Source organism: Clostridium sp. YIM B02500 (genome assembly GCF_022324665.1).
GTDB classification, from domain to species: Bacteria; Bacillota; Clostridia; order Clostridiales; family Clostridiaceae; genus Clostridium; species Clostridium beijerinckii.
In genome coordinates this window covers 22,240-42,757 of record NZ_JAKGTE010000009.1, presented here as the reverse complement: position 1 = coordinate 42,757, position 20,518 = coordinate 22,240, and the positions used below count along the sequence as shown (strand labels likewise).

The 20,518-nt window shown below is 28.5% G+C and carries 16 protein-coding genes and 1 riboswitch; all 16 genes read right to left on the bottom strand.

Annotated elements, in window-relative coordinates:
• Nucleotides 1-330 precede the first annotated feature (330 nt).
• The 16 genes from L1S46_RS09505 to L1S46_RS09430 all read right to left on the bottom strand — a co-directional run bounded on the left by L1S46_RS09505 (nucleotide 331) and on the right by L1S46_RS09430 (nucleotide 20,465).
• A complete protein-coding gene (locus L1S46_RS09505; protein WP_238899839.1) occupies nucleotides 331-564 on the bottom strand; it encodes a hypothetical protein in 234 nt (77 codons plus the stop codon).
• An 864-nt stretch (nucleotides 565-1,428) separates the two neighbouring features.
• Entirely contained in the window at nucleotides 1,429-2,640 is a 1,212-nt protein-coding gene (locus L1S46_RS09500; RefSeq protein WP_023976548.1) for an HDOD domain-containing protein, read from the bottom strand.
• Nucleotides 2,641-2,859: 219 nt separating this feature from the next.
• Nucleotides 2,860-2,943: riboswitch (cyclic di-GMP riboswitch) on the bottom strand.
• Between the two features lie 261 nt (nucleotides 2,944-3,204).
• Entirely contained in the window at nucleotides 3,205-4,593 is a 1,389-nt protein-coding gene (gltA, locus tag L1S46_RS09495) for an NADPH-dependent glutamate synthase (protein ID WP_031276254.1), read from the bottom strand.
• Nucleotides 4,593-5,483, bottom strand: coding sequence for a sulfide/dihydroorotate dehydrogenase-like FAD/NAD-binding protein (locus tag L1S46_RS09490; protein ID WP_012058408.1), 891 nt, complete (start codon nucleotides 5,481-5,483; stop codon nucleotides 4,593-4,595). The genes gltA and L1S46_RS09490 overlap by 1 nt, the downstream gene beginning before the upstream one ends.
• 384 nt (nucleotides 5,484-5,867) lie before the next feature.
• Nucleotides 5,868-7,034 (bottom strand): iron-containing alcohol dehydrogenase, encoded by a 1,167-nt coding sequence (locus L1S46_RS09485; RefSeq protein ID WP_238899838.1) that lies wholly within the window; start codon nucleotides 7,032-7,034, stop codon nucleotides 5,868-5,870.
• 380 nt (nucleotides 7,035-7,414) lie between these two features.
• On the bottom strand, nucleotides 7,415-9,379 hold the full coding sequence (locus L1S46_RS09480; RefSeq protein ID WP_238899837.1) for a sigma 54-interacting transcriptional regulator: 1,965 nt from the start codon (nucleotides 9,377-9,379) through the stop codon (nucleotides 7,415-7,417).
• Between the two features lie 778 nt (nucleotides 9,380-10,157).
• On the bottom strand, nucleotides 10,158-10,325 hold the full coding sequence (locus L1S46_RS09475; protein ID WP_171788397.1) for a hypothetical protein: 168 nt from the start codon (nucleotides 10,323-10,325) through the stop codon (nucleotides 10,158-10,160).
• Between the two features lie 281 nt (nucleotides 10,326-10,606).
• Nucleotides 10,607-11,044, bottom strand: a complete 438-nt coding sequence (locus tag L1S46_RS09470; RefSeq protein WP_236892214.1) for a hypothetical protein — start codon at nucleotides 11,042-11,044, stop codon at nucleotides 10,607-10,609.
• A 48-nt stretch (nucleotides 11,045-11,092) separates the two neighbouring features.
• Entirely contained in the window at nucleotides 11,093-11,326 is a 234-nt protein-coding gene (locus L1S46_RS09465) for a hypothetical protein (protein ID WP_012058404.1), read from the bottom strand.
• Nucleotides 11,327-11,358: 32 nt separating this feature from the next.
• Nucleotides 11,359-11,577 carry a hypothetical protein gene (locus L1S46_RS09460; protein WP_012058403.1) on the bottom strand — a complete coding sequence of 73 codons (219 nt, stop codon included), beginning with the start codon at nucleotides 11,575-11,577 and terminating at the stop codon, nucleotides 11,359-11,361.
• 185 nt (nucleotides 11,578-11,762) lie between these two features.
• Nucleotides 11,763-12,098: a YnfA family protein gene (locus tag L1S46_RS09455; protein WP_012058402.1), complete on the bottom strand. Its 336-nt coding sequence runs from the start codon at nucleotides 12,096-12,098 to the stop codon at nucleotides 11,763-11,765.
• A gap of 577 nt (nucleotides 12,099-12,675) precedes the next feature.
• A complete protein-coding gene (locus L1S46_RS09450) occupies nucleotides 12,676-14,679 on the bottom strand; it encodes a 2-isopropylmalate synthase (RefSeq protein ID WP_238899836.1) in 2,004 nt (667 codons plus the stop codon).
• 359 nt (nucleotides 14,680-15,038) lie between these two features.
• Nucleotides 15,039-15,404, bottom strand: coding sequence for an arsenate reductase family protein (locus tag L1S46_RS09445; RefSeq protein ID WP_238899835.1), 366 nt, complete (start codon nucleotides 15,402-15,404; stop codon nucleotides 15,039-15,041).
• A 292-nt stretch (nucleotides 15,405-15,696) separates the two neighbouring features.
• Nucleotides 15,697-15,942 carry a cell division topological specificity factor MinE gene (gene minE / locus L1S46_RS09440; RefSeq protein WP_017212657.1) on the bottom strand — a complete coding sequence of 82 codons (246 nt, stop codon included), beginning with the start codon at nucleotides 15,940-15,942 and terminating at the stop codon, nucleotides 15,697-15,699.
• Nucleotides 15,943-16,223: 281 nt separating this feature from the next.
• Nucleotides 16,224-17,348 (bottom strand): response regulator, encoded by a 1,125-nt coding sequence (locus L1S46_RS09435; protein WP_238899834.1) that lies wholly within the window; start codon nucleotides 17,346-17,348, stop codon nucleotides 16,224-16,226.
• Nucleotides 17,349-17,366: 18 nt separating this feature from the next.
• Nucleotides 17,367-20,465 carry an ATP-binding protein gene (locus L1S46_RS09430; protein ID WP_238859051.1) on the bottom strand — a complete coding sequence of 1,033 codons (3,099 nt, stop codon included), beginning with the start codon at nucleotides 20,463-20,465 and terminating at the stop codon, nucleotides 17,367-17,369.
• Between the last annotated feature and the right edge of the window lie 53 nt (nucleotides 20,466-20,518).

Below are 20,518 nucleotides of genomic sequence, written 5' to 3'. Positions count from 1 at the left end.
TTATTTTTACATAAGTATCAAAACTAATAAGTAATTTACTTCTACTCTAAATTATACCACAAAATCCACTTAATTCACATGAATCCGATAATTATTCTCATATTGTTTAATTTTATTTACTTTTAAAATAGGTATTATAACAGTTCCGCAAGAACAAATGGGTTTATTCTCCATTCAATGTTTGTTTTCAATCTTGTTGAATAGATTCCTGTGTAACTTTTCCACACTCTTAATCTCATTACAATTTTCCAAAAATAAAAAACAATCTCCTCATTTTTTAATAGGAGACTGTTTTTAATTTAGTATAATTCTCTAAATCAATATTTTTTTCTAATTTATCATATCAACAATATCAAACATTGCTGTCATTTCTATAAATACTTGTTTTTTGCAACAAAACTCCTTTTTTGAAATATGACAATTAGCAATCTCTTTGCTTGAGTTATCAGATTTATATTTCTCCAGCTTTTCTTGAAGTTCTTCAAGACATAGATCGTGAATTGCTTTAATAATATCTTCTTCCCATATACAAGCTGGGTAACTATTTATGACTTTTATTTTCATTAATTTCACCTCGTATTAATAATGGGGTGTAAAATCCAATAAATATTAACTACTGAATAATATTTATTATATAATAATCAGATGAAATTAATATTGTGAATGAAACATCTTTGTATTGTAAATTACTACTCTTTAGCATATTATGCTTTAAATAAAGTTAAAATCCCCTGTAAATTTATCATCAATTTACAGGGGATTTACTGTTAGTATGTATAGTAAAATATAGGAGTGTTATGTAACCACATATTAAGGGATATATAGGAATCAATTTTTACACACTCAATATATTATTCGTTAATAAATATAATTTTCTGACATAAAACATAAATTTTTCTGATAAAAAGTATATTCTCATTGTTATCAATCATAAATTTTATTATCCCTTTATAACTGAAAGGAGTACTTAGTAAATCTCGAAATATTATTATTTTGTCATTACTTTTTTTATTTTTATGTATAATATCTTTAAATTTCGCAAATAATTATTAGTGAAAATATTACTTTTCAACTACACCAAAAGAGATAGCATTTATTAATCTAACTGCTATCTCTTTTCACATTAAAGATCAGTTTCTAAAACTCCTATCATTTTTTTGATTTAATTACTTGTACCTATTAGCAATTTTAGAATATTTATCCTAAAATTTAATACTATTCCAATGAAAAATAATATAATATTATTTTTTTTTGCCATTTGCACCTTTTTTATATTTTTATTGTTGAATTAAAACAGTTTATGTCGTATAATGTTAATGTAAATATACAATTTACTTATATTGAAATTTTTCCTAGAGTTTTGATATAGTATTTTCTTTTTTTACCAATTAGAGTAAGAAACTAGACATGTTCTAGTTTCTTATTTTTTTAACTCACAACATCATCTGCCCATTTTATAGCATCTATATAGGCTTCTGCAAGCTTATTATCATTAACACCTATTTCCTTAGTATAAAACTCAACATTTTCCCACTGACCCTTTTCATAGTTAATAGCCAATTTCAATATTTTATTCAAGTAATTATCTTTTTCAATTAGTCCTTCCTTTATTTCATCATCTATATATAATTCTTTTAAGATCACTTCAATTGAACAATTTAAAATTGCGTCCATAACTGAAAATAATCCTACCATATAAGCTGAATAAACATTATTTTTATACTCACTCATATTACATATTAATTCACATAACTTCGCTCTCTGCAATGAGACTTTTATAAGTTCATCTGTGTTATTTTCCTTTAGATCATTTAGCAGAACTACATATAACCATTTTATAATCTCTTTTCTTCCCAAAAGTGCAATAGCATATTTTATAGATCTTACTTCATTCTTTAGGCAGTATGCAGACGAATTTATCAATTTGATTATTTTATATGATAAACCTAAATCCTTTATTATTAGTTCCTCTAATTTATTAAAATCAAAATCGTCTTTATTAATTAACTTTAAAATTTTTATTGCTGTATCTTTGTTAGTCGGAATGTTTTTTCTGGAAAGCACTATTGGTTTACTAAAATAATATCCTTGAAAGTATGAATATCCTAGTTTCAAAGCCTCATCATATTCTTCTTTGTTCTCTACTTTTTCAGCTAAAAACTTTATTTTATTATTTATTTTTTTTAGTTCAAATACTTTCTTTCTTTCTCCCCCTGTAGTGATTTTAAAATCTATCTTTATAATATCAGCTATTTCTATTAATTTAATATATTTAGTATGGAATACAAAATCATCTAATGCTAATATAAATCCTCTTTTCTTAAGTCTTTTACACGCATCCACAATTTCATCATTTGGTTCTATATTTTCTAAAATTTCTATCACAACATATTCTTTAGGAAGTATGGTTGCTATTTCTTTCTTTATCAATTCTTCAGTAAAATTTATAAATGCCTTCTTGTTATCAGTAATATCTTTGAAGTCAAATGTATAAAATGTATTAGCTATAACCTTTAAAGTTGCTTCATCCCCATTAGTATTGTTATAGAAATTATTTTGTCCATTTCTAAATAGAAGTTCATATGCAACAACTTCATTTTTCCTGTTAAATATAGGCTGTCTAGCTACAAAAATATCCATAACAGTCTCATCCCCTTCATTAATACTTATATACCTCTTAATTTAACCCTTACTGTAGCTGTAGTATAATTGTAATTCATAAAAATTGAAATCTTCTCTCAATGAGCTTACTTACGTAATGCTTAAACTTAAGATATATAAGTTCTTATTTATATATAAATCAAGTAAATTTTTTCACATAAAAAACCAATTAAAACTAACTAATAAAATAATTAATTAATCTTAATTGGTCGGTTGCACAACTAGCTCCAAACTCTTAAAGTGCCCACTTAGAAAGAATTCTTCATAGCTTCCAATTGTAATATAATACATTAATATGTACTCATTTCATATATATGAAATATTATCATCAATCTATAATAAAATCAACAAATAATATCATTAAGAATACTAAATTAGAGATTTTTAAGGAAATTTTAAGATTATTTCCTCTTTTTATAGAGACATTATTTTTATTTAAAAAATAACTTTTCTTAAATATCGTCTAAAATTATAAACAAAAAAAGATTAGTTACATCTATATTTCCTTGTAACTAATCTTCTTAATATATAATATGTTAAATGCTATCTACTTAAATATTCATCTATTGCTGCAGCAGCTTTCTTTCCTGCTCCCATTGCTAAAATAACAGTTGCAGCACCAGTAACTGCATCTCCACCAGCATAAACACCTTCTTTAGTTGTTAATCCATCTTCACTAGCAACTAAACAAGATCTACCATTGATTTCCAAACCTTTAGTAGTTGATGAAATTAATGGATTTGGTGAAGTTCCAAGTGACATTATTACTGTATCTACGTCTAACACAAACTCTGAATTTTCCTTAACTACAGGTTTTCTTCTTCCTGAAGCATCTGGTTCTCCAAGTTCCATTTTAACGCATTTCATTCCTTTAACCCATCCATTTTCATCTGTTAAGATTTCTGTTGGATTAGTTAAAACATCAAATATTACTCCTTCTTCTTTAGCGTGATGTACTTCTTCTGCTCTTGCTGGAAGCTCTGATTCACCTCTTCTATATACTATATGAGCTTCTGCACCAAGTCTTAAAGCAGTTCTTGCTGCATCCATAGCAACATTTCCTCCGCCAACTATAGCAACTTTTTTACCTGCTTTAACTGGAGTATCATATTCTTCTTTAAAAGCTTTCATTAAGTTTACTCTTGTTAAAAACTCATTAGCTGAAAATACACCATTTGCATTTTCTCCTGGTATTCCCATAAACTTTGGAAGACCTGCTCCTGATCCAATGAATACAGCTTCAAAATTTTCATCTTCAATTAATTGATCTATAGTTATTGTTCTTCCCACAATTACATTAGTTTCAATTGTTACTCCAAGCTTCTTTATGTTTTCAATTTCTGCTTTAACAACATCATCCTTTGGTAATCTAAATTCAGGTATTCCATAAACTAGAACTCCACCCGCTTCATGTAGTGCTTCAAATATAGTTACATCATAACCTTTTTTAGCTAGGTCTCCTGCACAAGTAAGACCAGCAGGGCCACTTCCAATTACCGCAACTTTCTTCCCTTTAGAAGGTTCTGTTTGTGATAAATCTACTTTATTTTTTCTTGACCAGTCTGCGGTAAACATTTCTAATTTACCTATAGCTACAGCTTCACCTTTAATTCCTAGTACACAGTTACCTTCACATTGATTTTCTTGTGGACATACTCTTCCACAAACCGCTGGAAGTGCACTATATTTTGCTATTTCTTTAGCAGCACTTTCAAAATCTCCAGTTTTAGCCTTTGATATAAATCCTGGAATATTGATTGATACTGGACATCCCTCAACACATTTAGGATTCTTACAATTTAAACATCTATTTGCTTCTTTTATAGCATCATCTTCATTATATCCTAAACAAACTTCCTTAAAGTTTTTTGCTCTTACTTCTGGAGCTTGTTCAGTAACAGGTGTTCTTTTCATTCTATCGTTCATCTCTATTACTTATCCTCCTTACATCCACAACCACCATGGTTATGAGTGTTTCCTTCTTCATGTTTTAATAATTCTCTTCCTTCTTCTGTTTTATACATAGCTTGTCTTCTCATTGATTCATCGTAATCTACTAAATGTCCATCAAATTCTGGTCCATCAACACATGCAAATTTAACCTTTCCTCCAACAGTAACTCTACAAGCACCACACATTCCAGTACCATCAACCATTATAGGATTTAAACTTACTACAGTTGGAATATTTAATTCTTTAGTTAACATTGAAGTAAATTTCATCATTATCATTGGTCCAATGATAACAGCTTGGTCATATTTCTTACCCTGATTATTAACTAATTCCTTAAGCATATCTGAACCAGTTCCTTTAAAACCGTACGAACCATCATCTGTTGTTACGTAAAGATTTCCAGCAACTGCCTTTAATTCTTCTTCATATATTAATAAATCTTTATTTCTGCTTCCTAAAATAACATCTACAGCTATCCCATGTTCGTGCATCCACTTAACTTGAGGATAAACTGGAGCTGCTCCTACGCCTCCTGCAATAAAGATAATATTTTTCTTTTTCAATTCTTCTAGATCTTCATGAATAAATTCACTTGGTACACCTAATGGACCTACAAAATCAGAAACATAATCTCCAACATTAAATGCTGCTAACTGCTTAGTTCCTTTTCCTATAGCTGCAAAAACTATAGCCACTGTACCTTTTTCCGCATTATAATCTGCAATTGTTAAAGGTATTCTTTCTCCTTTTTCATCATTTTTTATAATTATAAATTGACCTGGTTTTGCTGATTTAGCAACTCTAGGCGCTTCTATATCCATCAAGAATATGTTATTGGTAAGTTCTCTTTTGTTAACAATTTTGTACACTCTTAGTACCCCCTACGCTTATAAATTCTATTGATAATTTCAAATTAAACTTGCTTAGATAGAGCTTGATCTCCATCTTAATCTTAGCTGAGCTTTATCTATCGTCATGTAGCTGTTGCCTCTCACTAAAAGAAGTCAGGGTGTTACAGCTTCTAGACATCAGGTAAGTCAGATAATTGGAATTTTCATCCTTATTGCCTTATTAACAACAAAGACTCTCTGAGGTTGAGAGCCATTGTTGTTTTATTAATGTTGTAACGATTCTTTTAATAATTATTCAATTGTTTATCTCAATAACTTTTTTAAAGTTATATGATTCTTAATGTAAAACAACGTACTTTATCTCTATAAGATTATGAACTAAAAAAATTGCCTTTATTTATCTTACAAATTAACTTTAGTTCCATAGTATGTGCATTCAAATAATTTTTCCATTGTAGCATCATCTATTTCTCTAGGATTTGATCCTGTACATGCATCTAATACTGCATTATGAGCGACAAATGAAAGATTAGCTTTAAAATCTTCTTCAGTAACTCCATACTCTTTCATTGAGTGAGGAATTTCTAACTTATCATTTAATCCATTAATTAATTCGATTAATGAATCAGTTAACTCGGCATCATTGTTTCCTTTTAATTTTAAGGCTCTCGCAATATCTCCATATCTATTTTCGCATTTTGTTCTGTTATACTCAATTACATATGGTAAAAATATAGCATTTGCACATCCATGAGGAATATGGAATACAGCACCAACCTTATGAGCCATTGAGTGAACTATTCCAAGTAATGCATTAGAAAATGCCATTCCAGCTAAACATTGAGCTTCATGCATTAGATTTCTAGCTTCTTTATCTCCTTCAAATGATTTGATTAAATTTTCTTGAACCATTTCTACAGCTTTAATTGCTAATGGATCTGAGAAATTTGATTGAAGTGATGCAGTGTATGCTTCTATAGCGTGAGTTAATGCATCCATTCCAGTATGAGCTGTTAAAGTTTTTGGCATAGTTTGAGCAAGTGCTGGATCAACTATTGCTATATCTGGAGTTATGTTAAAATCAGCTAAAGGATATTTAATTTTTTCTGAATAATTTGTGATAACTGAGAATGCTGTAACTTCTGTAGCTGTACCGCTTGTTGATGGAATAGCTACAAACTTAGCTTTTTGTCTAAGGTCTGGTAATCCAAATGGAACAACTGCTTGTTCAAAAGTAAAATCTGGGTATTCGTAGAATATCCACATAGCCTTTGCAGCATCAATTGGTGATCCTCCACCCATTGCAACTATCCAATCAGGCTCAAAGTTTCTCATAGCTTCTGCGCCTTTCATTACTGTTTCCACTGATGGATCTGGTTCAACACCTTCAAATAATTCTACTTCCATTCCTGCTTCTTTTAAATAATCTTCAACTTGTTTAAGAAATCCAAATCTTTTCATTGATCCGCCACCAACTACTAAGAAAGCTTTCTTACCTTTTAAAGTTTTAAGTGCCTCAAGTGCTCCTTCTCCATGATAAATGTCTCTTGGTAAAGTAAAACGTGCCATAAATATTTCCTCCTAAAATTTGCTCATTCATTATTTTGCACAAGTGCAGAATAATAAGTTAATATGTCTATTTTTGACCACATAAATTATCAAAGCAATATTCATGCCAACTTGTGATTATTTTATCAATATATTTTATATTTATGATAATAAAATGTCAAAATACAGGAATACTTTTCTAACAAAAAACTCGTAATTCCTCATAAATATTATATTTAAAGGTTTTAAATTAAGTTATTAAATATATATAAAATAAGTTATACATAAATTGATTGTTAAGCATATACTCATTTATATAAATAATTTTTAACAAAGATATGTCCTAAAATAATACAGTATAAATTTAATACAGCGTAATATTTTAGGACATGCTTTATAATTTATTTATGTTTTTTTAATTTTAGGTATAGAGTGTTTCTACTTATACCTAAAGTTTTAGCAGCTTTTGTCATATTATGATCATTTATTCTTACAGCTTCATGAATTGCCTTCATTTCTAGTTCTTCTAGATTTAAAGTATTTACCATATACTCAGTCTTTTCAGTATTAACATTCTTAAGTAAACCATTAGTCTGATCATCTTCCCATATCTCTTTATTTAAAAAGCCATCTTTTAATATTTTCCTATCATATGTTTTATCTGTCTCAAAACTTTGATTATCTTCAAATTCCCATAAATTAAAAGATGATCGTCCATCCAAATTTACTATATTCTCAATATAATTTTCAAGCTCTCTTATATTTCCAGGCCAATCATAGTCTAATAACTTATTATATAAACTTTTATCAATCTCTGGTATTGATTTATTCAGCTGAAAGGATTTAATTCTTAAGAAGAAGTCAATAAGCATTTTTACATCGCCTTTTCTCTCTCTTAAAGGCGGTAAAGTGATTGGAATTACACATAATCTATAGTACAAATCTTCTCTAAAATTTCCTTTTTGAACTTCTCTTTTTAAATTTTTATTAGTAGCTGCTATAACTCTTACATCTATAGGAATCTCTCTGCTTCCACCAAGCCTTGTGACTCTTCCATTTTGGAGTACTCTTAACAGCTTAACCTGTGCATCAATTGGCATTTCCCCGATTTCGTCCAAAAACAAAGTACCTCCGCTTGCAATCTCAAACTTACCTGGATTTCCGCCTCTTTTTCCTCCTGTAAAAGTCCCATCCTCATACCCAAATAATTCACTTTCTATTATATTAGCTGGTATAGCTCCACAATTTATTGCAACAAATTTATTTCTTCTTCTTACACTATAATTATGCATAGCCTGTGCTAATATTTCTTTACCTGTTCCACTTTCTCCTTGAATTAGAACAGTTGAAGGACTATTGGCAATAACCTTACAGTTAGTTATCACATTAACAATGGCTGCACTATCCCCAATTATATCATTAAAAGTAAAAAATGCCCCTGTTGCATTTTTGTTGTCTTTTCCTTCTTTTTCATAGCTTATTGTTACAACCATACCTATAATATTTTCTTTATGTTTAAGCCCTTTAAAAACCAACCTTATTTTATGTCTGCTTGTATGCTTTAATTTTAATTCCTTTATAATATCACCATTATGGTTTTCAAGTTCTTCTATTACGTTCCCAAAATCAGGCAAAATATAATGTATATCTTGACTTATTATCAAATCCTTATCTATATTAAATATCTCTACTCCAAGTTTATTTATATTTATTACTTTATACTCTTTATTTACTATCATAATACCTTTGTCAACATTATCTATAACGCTCTCCATATAGTTATAGGTTTGATTCAATATATCCCGTATACCCTTCTTGTCCAATTCATTTTCGATTGCCTTTACACCAAAAACAACTAAACCTAAAGTATGTGGATGCTTCATATCTCTTCTACCTGTTAAGTTCAATGTTCCAATAATTTCTCCCTTTGTATTATGAATAGGTGCAGCAGAGCATGTTAAATTGTGAAACCTTTTTATGTAATGCTCAGTTGCAGTTATCTGAATACACCTGTCTTCTTTAATTGCTGTTCCCATTGCATTAGTGCCTATATTTTGTTCGTCCATATAAGCCCCAACTTCAAGATTATTCCCCCCAAGCTTACTATTATTTTCTTCTGCTCCTTTAATATATAGAATGCACCCATTTTTATCTGTTAACACTATAATAAATTCATTATCCATAACTGCTGAAAATACCATATCTATGTATATTTTAGATACTTCTATTAATTCTTTATTAATAGTTAATATATTTTCTAATTCTTCACCAGTAAGAATCTTATTTGAATGATCTGAATTTTTTTCAACTCCATAACTTTCGCTTCTCTTATGTGAGTTTTCAATTAATAGTTCTTTATTCTCCATAACGTACCTCCATTCTTTAGTAAAATTCTTTATCTTCACATAAATTTACCTAATCTTTTAATATCTCAATACAATTTCTTAGCTACATTTTTTTCATTTTCATAACTTATTTACTAAAACTCTATAATTATTTAATAATATTTTAATAATCTATTTTTTATTCTATATTAATACCTTTCTCTCCCTTTACCAAAATACACTTTTAAAATCTACTTATATTTTAACATAAAATAGAGTTTTCTTTACATTAACTCACAATAAACTCCAAAAATCTTAAATCTATCAGATTTAACTCCCCTGTTATAGACAAACCAACTAAGACCTGAACTTATGCATATAGCTCGCCGAAATAAGAATTCAACTTATTAGATGAATGTCTTTACAAATTCACTAAAACTTTAAGCTCATATCTTCACTAGAAATCATAAATATATTTGTGAAGAAAACATTTGAAAATGAGCTGTTAAAGGTTCTTTGCTGTAGGTTGTTCCATTTTAGCTTGTGAAGTGAGAGTCCAAAATCTTATTTTGGGTTCTCGAACTTCCTCAGCGAATGTAATGAGTCGAGCTTCCCTAGGAAAGTTGGAGCATGCTAAAGTGGATACAACCTGCGGCTTAGAACCTTCAGCGATATTTTCATAGCTTTTCGGAATCAAAATATTTATGATTTCGTTGAGGTATACGCATAAGTATGGATTATAGTTAGCTTATCTATATTTCTACATAAAAATAAAAAAAGGTAAATTAAGCGTTATCACTCAATCTACCTTTAAAGATAATTATACTTGTAAAAACTTTTCATAAGTCTCTATTTTATCCTCTCTGTTGTTTTTCTTTAGCCATTTATTATATTCTAAAATGACTTCTTCTACTGTTTTTAAATCTAGCTTAACATTCTTTTTTTTCTTCATTTCAGCGTACATATTAATTTTAATTATATTCCCCATGTTGTTCTCACCTCTTTTAAATATATGATAATATTAAATTCTTGTGATTTTTATACAAAAATAATTAAAACTTTATGACTTTTTGTAAACATTATCACACAATATAAAAATTTTTTATATTGCCTATAATACATTATTGACAACATTTACACTTTCTAATATATATATTACCATTAAATTTTGTCAGTTTTTTGTCAATTGAAAATGTTTTCTTAAAATTTTACTAAAAAATAAAAGTATATAACAAGAGAACCCTATCCAGGGTTCTCTTACACATATGTTTAGTTTAATATTTTGCTTAATGCATAATTAATAGAATCTTTCAAACCTTCAAATGACATTTCGTCCATTGTTATCGAAGGTTCATCTTTTACTACATATTCTTCACCTTTGCAACTTATTAATATTGCTTTTTCTATACTACTGCTTAATTCACGATTTTTATGTTTTGATATTTTCACTTCATTACCATTTCCATCTACACTGTATCTTATAAAAATATTTGCTTTTCTACCTGGGAATATTATAGCATTTTCATCTGGGACAAATTCAACATACTTGTCTGCATTTCTACTACTAAATAACTCATTCATTAAAGTTATTATGCTATTTATCTCTTTATCTACATTTTCTTTACTAATTTTTTTCGGGCATAAGCTATGTACATAGTTTTCAATCCATGACTTCTGATTAAATTCCATATCCTCACCTCTTTCCATAATAATAATTATACAAAAAAGGAGAAATTCCTCTAAAAATATTAAATCTTACTTAACTGTTTCCATAAATATTTTATTATAGACTCTCATTTCCTCTAATTTTGTTATTATTTTTTCATCCATTTTTAATAAGTTCTTATCTATAATTTCAACTTTCTCTGAATCGCTTATATTTTCTCTGCAAAAATCCAATATTTTTTTGTATGATTCCATTTGCATTTTAATCAAAGCTTCATACTGTTGGTTAGTTAAATCAACAAATTCTATTTCTTTACTAGTCATATTAGCCGCCTTTCTAAAAATCCAGTATGATTTTACATTATCTTTATTAGTACTATCTTATTATCTTTAAATATAGGAACTATTTTCCTCAGTAAATCATTATCTTGTATGTACTTGATTGCTTCATCAAATTCATCAATACTCATTCCTATCTGCTCATATCCCAAAGATTTAGGAACATTAACACCTTCGATATTTTCACATGGCATATTTTTTATTATTTCTAATATTATATCTACATTTTGATTCATTAACTCATCCCCTTAATATAGATAATTATATAAAAGTTTATATTTCCCTTCTATAATTTTATATTAATTCAAATATTAGTAATAATCATCCATTGCATTTTTCTTAAAGTATTTCCATTTTTAAAGCTTTTTCAAACTCTTCACACTTGATTTTTATATACGAATTTTTATCATAACACACTCTACTATCCTCTTGGTGCATACATAATTACAATAACACCCACTAGAGCTATACATCCACCAATTAAATCAAACTTATCAGGTACTATATTATCAATTTTCCATCCCCATAAAATGGACATTACAATAAATATTCCTCCATATGCTGCATATACCTTACCAAAATCAGCATTTGAAGGCTGTAAAGTAGGAATTATTCCATATAAAATTAATATGACCGCTCCTATAACTCCATATAAATAGCTTTTTCCATCGCGTAACCATATCCATATAAGATATCCACCTCCAATTTCAAATATTCCAGCCAATATAAAATATAATATTGATTTTATAATCTCCATATTCTTTCCTCCAAGTGTAAGCATTTAAATAATAATTAAAAAGACATCCTTAAATTTATATCTACTACTAGGCTAAATTATAGCATATATTGTAAACATCATCTAATTGTTGTAAAGTCGCCTTTTAATTGATTAGGTGACCTATGGTTTATTAACATATCTCTTAACTAAATACGCAAAAAGATACAGCCAAATTATGGCTGTATCTTATATAAAATTTAGGGGAGATTAAGAGTGGGGTTTGGATATCTTTTGTATACATTTATATTAACACAATATTAAAAAATAATCTATATTTTTTGATATTGATTATCAGGTTTTTTTCGACAAATGCTTTTAATATATTTATAGTGCTAAAATAAGAATTTATCTAAGTTTTATAATTATTTCGCCCCTTATTTTATAAATAAGAAAAGAGATAACCATATCTATAGTCATCTCTTTTCGAAATATCTTTAGTTTATTTAAATCTTTAGTTTTTTCAAATCATTTGTTATGTATATAATATACCATAGTATGACATATTAGTCTATATTTTTTCATTAAATCTTTTTTACAAAAAGACAAATTTATTATTTTATTGTTCCATTCGCTTAGGTATATTATTTCTAAATTCTACCGGAGTTATTCCATATGCTTTCTTAAACAATCTAATAAAATGCTCTACATTTTCATAACCAACTTGCTCTGCAATATTTTCTACTGTCATTCCACTTCCTTTAAGTAAGCTCTTAGCTTTATCCATTCTAATTTGTTTTACTATATCCACAAAAGTACTATTTGTACTTTCTTTAATATATTTCGATAAGTAAGGCTTAGATAAGTAAAAAGTTTCTGAAAGCTTTTCTAATGTGACCGTCTTATAGTTTGATTGAATATAATTTAATACCTCTGTCATTCTACCATCTGATCTTTTCATATTCTTAATCTCTTCTAATTGATTAACTGCTACTGCTAAAGCTGCAATTGATGAATTAATAATATCATTTTCTATTCCTACGCCCCAATAAAGCTTATTATGGCATTTAATTCCCACATAAGTAACAGCTTTCGATGATGACCCTCTTGTTAATGAATGTTCTTCATACACATCTAAGTCATAATCAATATCAAAATACTGTTTAATTGCATTGCTAACTGCATCTAATCTTCCGTTTCCATGCGCTGTTATACATTGTATTTTCCCCCCATGACAAATTGTAGTATCGGCTGCCATCTCCTCTCCTTGTATAAAATGACATTCTGGAATTTGAAATACATGGGAGTTACGAATAAACTTCTCTTCTAAAATTTTATAAATTCCTTCTGGTGTTAATTCTCTATGAGCCTTATCTGATACATCCTTTACTGTATACCCAAATGCTTCCTGCATCTGTTTTGGAAGTGATATTCCGAAATTCTTTTGTAATATATAAGCCACTCCACCTTTACCTGATTGGCTATTAATGCGAATAACATCTGAATCATATTGGCGCCCAACATCCATTGGATCAATAGGTAAATATGGAACTTCCCAATACTCACACTCTTTATTTTCACGCCACTTTATCCCCTTTGAAATAGCATCCTGATGAGAACCCGAAAAGGCAGTAAACACTAATTCACCAGCATATGGTTGGCGCATACCCACTTGCATATTGGTTAATCTTTCATAATTTTCAACTATTTCAGGCATATTTCTAAAATTCAAATTAGGATCTACACCATGAGAGTAAAGATTCATAGCAACTGTAACAATATCTAAATTTCCTGTTCTCTCGCCATTACCAAATAAAGTTCCTTCTATTCTATCTGCACCTGCAAGTATACCAAACTCTGCATCACTCACTCCACTTCCTCTATCATTATGTGGATGTAAGCATAAAGTTACAGCCTCCCTATACTTTAAGTTTTTGTGAATATATTCAACTTGGCAAGCAAATACATGAGGCATTGCATTTTCAACTGTTGTAGGAATATTAATAATTGCCTTCTCTTCTTTTGTCGGCTTCCAAACATCCAATACTGCATTACATACTTCTACCGCATAATCTACTTCTGTTCCCGGAAAACTTTCTGGACTATATTGAAATGAATAGTTTCCTTTTTCTTCTTTTGCTATTTCTTTTAGAAGTTCTGCCCCGTTTACAGCAAGCTGCTTAATTTCATCCTTAGATTTACCAAAAACCTGTTCCCTTTGTGCAACTGAAGTTGAGTTATATAAATGAATTACTGCATGCGGAGCCCCTTTAACCGCTTGAAAAGTCTTTCTAATGATATGTTCTCTAGCTTGAGTTAAAACCTGAATTGAGACATCATTAGGAATCATATTTTTCTCAATTAGTGTCCTTATAAATTGATATTCAGTTTCAGAAGCAGCCGGAAAGCCTACTTCAATTTCTTTAAAACCTATTTTTACTAACATATTAAAAAATTCTAACTTTTCTTCTAAACTCATAGGTTCAATTAATGATTGATTTCCATCACGTAAATCAACACTACACCATCTAGGCGCTTTATCTATATAATCTTTTTTCACCCAATCGTATGTCACTTTTGGTGGCATAAAATATATTCTTTTATATTTTTCAAAATTTTCCATCCCTATCACTCCCCAATATAGCAATTTTATAAATGCGCTTACATATATCTATTAAAATATTAATTATATCTATTTTGGCATTAATCAATAAATTTTATTATGCGCTTTATGAAAATTTTGCCTTTTGCTTTATGATATATAGAATAGCACATTTTAAATATTAATTTTAGTGATAAATTTAATCATTTTTATTGATGTATTTTAACATACTACATATTAACTTGCATAATCATAGAGCATATAATAAATTACTCTTCACTCTCTATAAGTTATTATCTTTGATAATTTCCGCAAAAATAAAGAAAGAGATATTTATTTAAATTCAAATATCTCTTTCTTATTATCACTTAATCACTAATCTAGCCTTTCAAAAGTGACTCTTCCCATAAACTCTCATCTCTAAAACCAACAAGTACAAAGTCATCTCCAACTACAATAGGGCGCTTAACCAACATTCCGTTTGTTGATAAAAGCTTTACTTGTTCTTCTTCTGAAAGTTCTTTAAGCTTTTGACTCAAATTCATCTCTTTATATACAGTTCCACTTGTGTTAAAAAACTTTTTAATTGGCAATCCACTTTTCTTTATCCATTGTTGAAGTTCTTCTATTTTCGGATTGTTATCAACTATATGTCTATCCTCATATTCAACTTGATGTTCATCGAGCCACTTTTTTGCTCGTTTGCAAGTTGTACATTTTGGATACTCTACGAATAAATAAGACATTCTTATTCCTCCCTTTCAATTTAAAACATTAAATAAGCTTTTTCATCATTATATACCACTTTGCTGTCACTTCCAACATACTATAAAAAAATAAGCGTAAGTGTTTATCTACTTGCCTATAGAAATCACTTACACTTATACAATATTAATTATTGCTCAAGTACTGGAATTAGGAACGATGCAACATATAAATTACTATCTGTTCGCAGTGCATGAAAAACTCCAGTATATTTTCTTTTTAATAAGATTTTTATATCTGTAATATTATCACATGCATTACATATTCTATTTATTATTTCATAGGTATACTAGCAATCAATATCGAATAATTATCTATATTTACAGTATCTTGTGTTAATATCATTTTTTTGCATGAATTTTCTGTTTTTATATGTCTATCAATTACCTCTAGTATTTCCTCTCTTATAGTATCTAAAACATCACTAGATATATCAGTTTTATCATGTACCAATATAAGTTTTAGCCTCTCCCTCTCTAGACCATTTGATGAAGAAGTCGAAGAAAATAAATTCATCATAATTACCCCCTGCGTTATTTAATTTTAAAAATATTGTTTATAAAAAGAATTATTACAACTTTATTCTACAAAATATATTGTTGCAAATTTGTGGCAAGATATTATTGTTTTTATAAATGTCACAAAGAAAAGGTTAAAAATGTAAATAGTGTACATTTTTAACCTTTCTTGGAGTATTAATTTTTATTTTATAATATGAATTATTATTTAAATTATGCATAATAGTCAAATATTATCCAATATTTGTAAATACTTATAGTACTTATCATAAAAATTATTAGCTAGTTATCTAAAATGTATTTATATAATTCTTTTACAGCTGCTGATGGCTCCATCTGCAAATCATTTTCCATCATTTCATAATACTCATTATAATATTTTTCTGCTTTTTTTATTCCACTGATCTTATAATGAAACATCAAAGCATTTTCTCTCATCTCCTCGTCATAAGGTTCATATTTAATAATAAGCTCAACAAGTCTTAAAATCTTAATTGGCTCAGCATTAATATCTTTATAATATTTTACAAGTTTACGTGCTCCATTTAAAAAATATCTATGATAATTTTCTCTTTCAAAATAGCACCAATCACTATTAAAATCTTCAAGAAGCATATATTTATAATCAAGTATAATACTTTCATAGCATTCCAAGTTAGAATCATCTATTTCAGTTATACTAAATACTAAGTTTTCTAATTCAAATGCATCTATTCTTATATCTGGTTCTGCTATTAGTAATTTGTATCCATTTCCAGTAGATATGATTGAAATTTTTATAGAATTCTCCCTAAAAGTTTTATTCAATCGGCTAATTGTACTTCGAAGATTAATATCCGCTTTTTCTTTATCCTTATCTGGCCATACTTCGTTCATTAATCTCCATTTAGATATTTCTTTATCGTCTTTCCCTAGAAGCATGAAAGCAAAAATTTCAGCACTTTTAGCTGTCATCCATCTAATAGGCTTCTTTTCATCTCCTATATATAGAGATACCCCTCCAAATAAAGAAATTTTTATTTCTTTATTTGGACTAACACTAGAAATCAAAAATCTTCTCTTCTTCACACGCTCAATTGAACTATATAGTTCCTCAACTATGATTGGCTTTAACAAATAATCTATAGCATTAACTCTAAATGCATTGATTGCATATTGATTATACGCTGTAATAAATACAATCTCGCAATCATGTTCTATTGAATTAACTATTTCTGCAAACTGCAAACCATTAATTTCTGGCATTTCTATATCTAAAAATAACACATCCGGTTTAAATCGCATTATGCTATCAAGAGCTTCATGAGGATTTGTATATCCCTCAACTTCAGCACCTGTATCCCTAATTAATTCGCAAATATGATCATTAGTTAAAGTTTCATCATCTACAACCATTGCCTTAATCATAACTTCAATCCCTTGCTCTTAAATATTTAATTTTAGAGGTATATTTATTGTAGAAGTAGTTCCTTGCCCCACCTTACTTTCGATAATTATACCATGTCCATATTCATTTATAAGTCTTTTGTTAACATTTTTTAATCCACTATTTATCGATATACTATCGTCCAATAATCCCTTTAACTTTTTAGCATCTATCCCTACCCCATCATCCTGTATTACAATTTTAATATAATCATTACTTCTTTTAATAGATATCTTTACTCTACCGCCAGAAATGCGTTTCACTAAGCCATGACGTATTGAATTTTCTACTAGAGGCTGTATAACTAATGCTGGAATAGTATTTTGCAAACACTCTTCATCAATATCAAATTCAAATTCAAGCCTTTCCCCAAACCTAGCCTTCTCTAATTTCACATAAGATCTGACAAAAGACATTTCTTCCTTCAAGCTTATAAACGAATTGTAAGGGTCTATATCAAAGGCGAAACGTAAATATTTACTTAATTCTCCAAGAAGCTCTCCTGCCTTTCTCCCATCTCTATAGCACAGAGAAACAATAACACTTAAAGAATTATACAAAAAATGAGGTCTTATCTGAGATTGTAAAAATACAGTTTCCATTTTCAAAGCTTCTTTTACTGCAATTCTCATTTTTTGAAGAGTTATTACTCTAGCTTTTAATTCCATAAAATTAAAAGGTTTGGTTAAAAAGTCATTAGCACCTGCTTCAAAACCCAACGCTATATCATCTGGTGTACTTCTGACTGTTAAAAGTAATATTGGAAGCTCAAATAGCTTGTACTCTTTTCTTATCCTTTTACACACATCATAGCCAGATAATCCTGGCATCATTACGTCAAGTAATACAATTGATATATCTTTATGTTTTTTAACTAATTCTAAGGCATTTACCCCGTTATATGCAACTAAAGTTTCATAATTACTGTCATAAAATATTTCTTGTAAAACTTTGATATTGCATACATCATCATCAACAAGTAAAATCTTTAGCTTTTCTCCATTGTTTTTAGTTTCAGTTGGTTCACACAATATATTAGCACTAAGTTTTTCATCACTCCTTAAGGTAGTTATATTATTTTCAATATCCTGCTCTTGTCTAATGACATAACTATTTTCGTTTGCTTTAGGTATCTTTACAACAAATATTGATCCTTTATCTGGTTCTGACCACTTCAGATACAGTTCCCCGCCAATTCTAGATGCAAGCAACTTAGAAATAGAAAGACCAAGCCCAGACGGAAATATTCCATTAAAAACATCTTTATCTATATCAATGTTTCTTTCAAATATTTCATCATGATACTTTTCATCAATGCCTATACCTGTATCTTCAATTGTTATATTAATATAATTCTTTTCTGCTACTTCAGCTTTAATTTTAATAAATCCATTTTCAGTATATTTCAAAGAGTTAACTATAAGATTAAACAAAATTTGCTTAAACCTATTTTCATCTGTATAAACATAATATTCTCCAATTGGCACACTATTAATTAACTGTATCTCTTCATTCTTTCTCATATAAGCCAAAATATCAAATACTGCCTGTACAACACCATTAATATCAAATACTTCTTTATTAACCTTAAGCTCTTCATTCTGTATACTTTGAAAGTCAATTATATCATTTACAAGGCTTGATAATCTTGTCGTTGTGGATATTATATATGCTAAATTTTCATCTACCTTTGCTGTGTTTCTATCGTTTTTATTTAAAATAGATTGAGCAATATTTATTATTCCATGCAAAGGAGTTTTAAACTCATGGGAAGTGCTGATTAAAAATTCATTTCTCAACTTGTCTAATGATATTAAATCACTATTTATTGTCTGAATTTTATTATATGCATTTATATGTTGCTTCAAAATAATAACCAAAGCCGCCAGTAAGAAAATAAAGTATGTAATAAAAGGAATTATGTTGCTCTTCATTATTGAAGAATAGTACAGTACAAAAATGCAATATTGAGTTAAAGCTGCAATAACTCCACAAAGCAAAAGTATTGTTCCTTTTTTCCCTAATTCTCCATATCTTTTGTTATAAATTGCTTTCATAATTGAAAAAGCCACAAAAACACAAATTAATATATTTATTGTATCAGTTATATTTTCCAATAATTCCACAAACTCCATTGGCATTAGAAAAGCTGTAAAGATACTAGCAAAAATTATATACTTTGTTATTTTTATATTTTTTCTAGTAATAAAATCATTACCATATTGTCGTATGAGTAAGAGTACAAGATATATACTCAGGCTTATTAATGCTAACTTTATCTTCAAAATTTCGGAATATGATATAAACGAAAAAATTTTATTAAATATCTTTTCGTTTACTGTGGATGAAACAAAAGCATAAATTATACATACGCTTCCAATATACAAAAATTTCTTTTGTTTAATATTTTTCAAATAAATTCCAATGTAGTAAACCCCAAAGATCCCTAAAATTAATATATTGGCTATATCTAATACTATAAATATAATGTAGTAATCTAATATCTTTTCATAATCTCCAAAGAAAACACTTTGGATTATACCCCCACTAAAATAATCTAAATTCGCTACCTGAATAACAATATCTAAAGTATCTCCTTCTGGCTTAAAGCATGCAACAGTCCGTTGAATATCTGAAAAATATCCTTCCTCAAAGCTTGGCTTTGGGTCACCTCTTTGTCCAATTTCTTTTCCGTTCACAAATATTTTGTTTGCTGACCGTATGTGTGTAGTCTTTATACCATACATTAAGACACTTTTATTTATCTTAATTTTTACTCTATAAGTTCCAATTCCTTTATCAGATATCACATTATTGGGAATTTGGTTTCTCCATGCACCAGGAGTGTTAATGTAAACCTTATGTAATTCCACTTCATTATTAATATCTGAAGGAGATAAAAGTTCATTAGGATAGAATTCCCAATATCCATCTAATTTTACATTTCCCTCCTTATCGAAATCCCAATCTGAAAGATCAATAAAACCATTTTCAACTTGAGGCGCTTTATTATAGAAACTTTTGTTCTTAAAATAACCTATAGAAAATACTAATAAAATTATTAACCCAAATAGTAAATATACATATTTCTTTCTCAATTTTACTTAACCCCTCAATCTATACCCTTAAAATTTTTATTTTAAAATGCCTA

What these genes read in the sequence shown, in the direction of transcription:
- L1S46_RS09465 (WP_012058404.1), bottom strand. Translation starts at nt 11,326, where the DNA reads ATGACTAGTAAAGAAATAGAATTTGTTGATTTAACTAACCAACAGTAT.
- L1S46_RS09460 (WP_012058403.1), bottom strand. Translation starts at nt 11,577, where the DNA reads ATGAATCAAAATGTAGATATAATATTAGAAATAATAAAAAATATGCCA.
- L1S46_RS09455 (WP_012058402.1), bottom strand. Translation starts at nt 12,098, where the DNA reads ATGGAGATTATAAAATCAATATTATATTTTATATTGGCTGGAATATTT.
- minE (WP_017212657.1), bottom strand. Translation starts at nt 15,942, where the DNA reads ATGATGAATTTATTTTCTTCGACTTCTTCATCAAATGGTCTAGAGAGG.
- L1S46_RS09445 (WP_238899835.1), bottom strand. Translation starts at nt 15,404, where the DNA reads ATGTCTTATTTATTCGTAGAGTATCCAAAATGTACAACTTGCAAACGA.
- L1S46_RS09505 (WP_238899839.1), bottom strand. Translation starts at nt 564, where the DNA reads ATGAAAATAAAAGTCATAAATAGTTACCCAGCTTGTATATGGGAAGAA.
- L1S46_RS09480 (WP_238899837.1), bottom strand. Translation starts at nt 9,379, where the DNA reads ATGGAGAATAAAGAACTATTAATTGAAAACTCACATAAGAGAAGCGAA.
- L1S46_RS09450 (WP_238899836.1), bottom strand. Translation starts at nt 14,679, where the DNA reads ATGGAAAATTTTGAAAAATATAAAAGAATATATTTTATGCCACCAAAA.
- L1S46_RS09485 (WP_238899838.1), bottom strand. Translation starts at nt 7,034, where the DNA reads ATGGCACGTTTTACTTTACCAAGAGACATTTATCATGGAGAAGGAGCA.
- L1S46_RS09475 (WP_171788397.1), bottom strand. Translation starts at nt 10,325, where the DNA reads ATGGGGAATATAATTAAAATTAATATGTACGCTGAAATGAAGAAAAAA.
- L1S46_RS09470 (WP_236892214.1), bottom strand. Translation starts at nt 11,044, where the DNA reads ATGGAAAGAGGTGAGGATATGGAATTTAATCAGAAGTCATGGATTGAA.
- L1S46_RS09435 (WP_238899834.1), bottom strand. Translation starts at nt 17,348, where the DNA reads ATGATTAAGGCAATGGTTGTAGATGATGAAACTTTAACTAATGATCAT.
- L1S46_RS09500 (WP_023976548.1), bottom strand. Translation starts at nt 2,640, where the DNA reads ATGGATATTTTTGTAGCTAGACAGCCTATATTTAACAGGAAAAATGAA.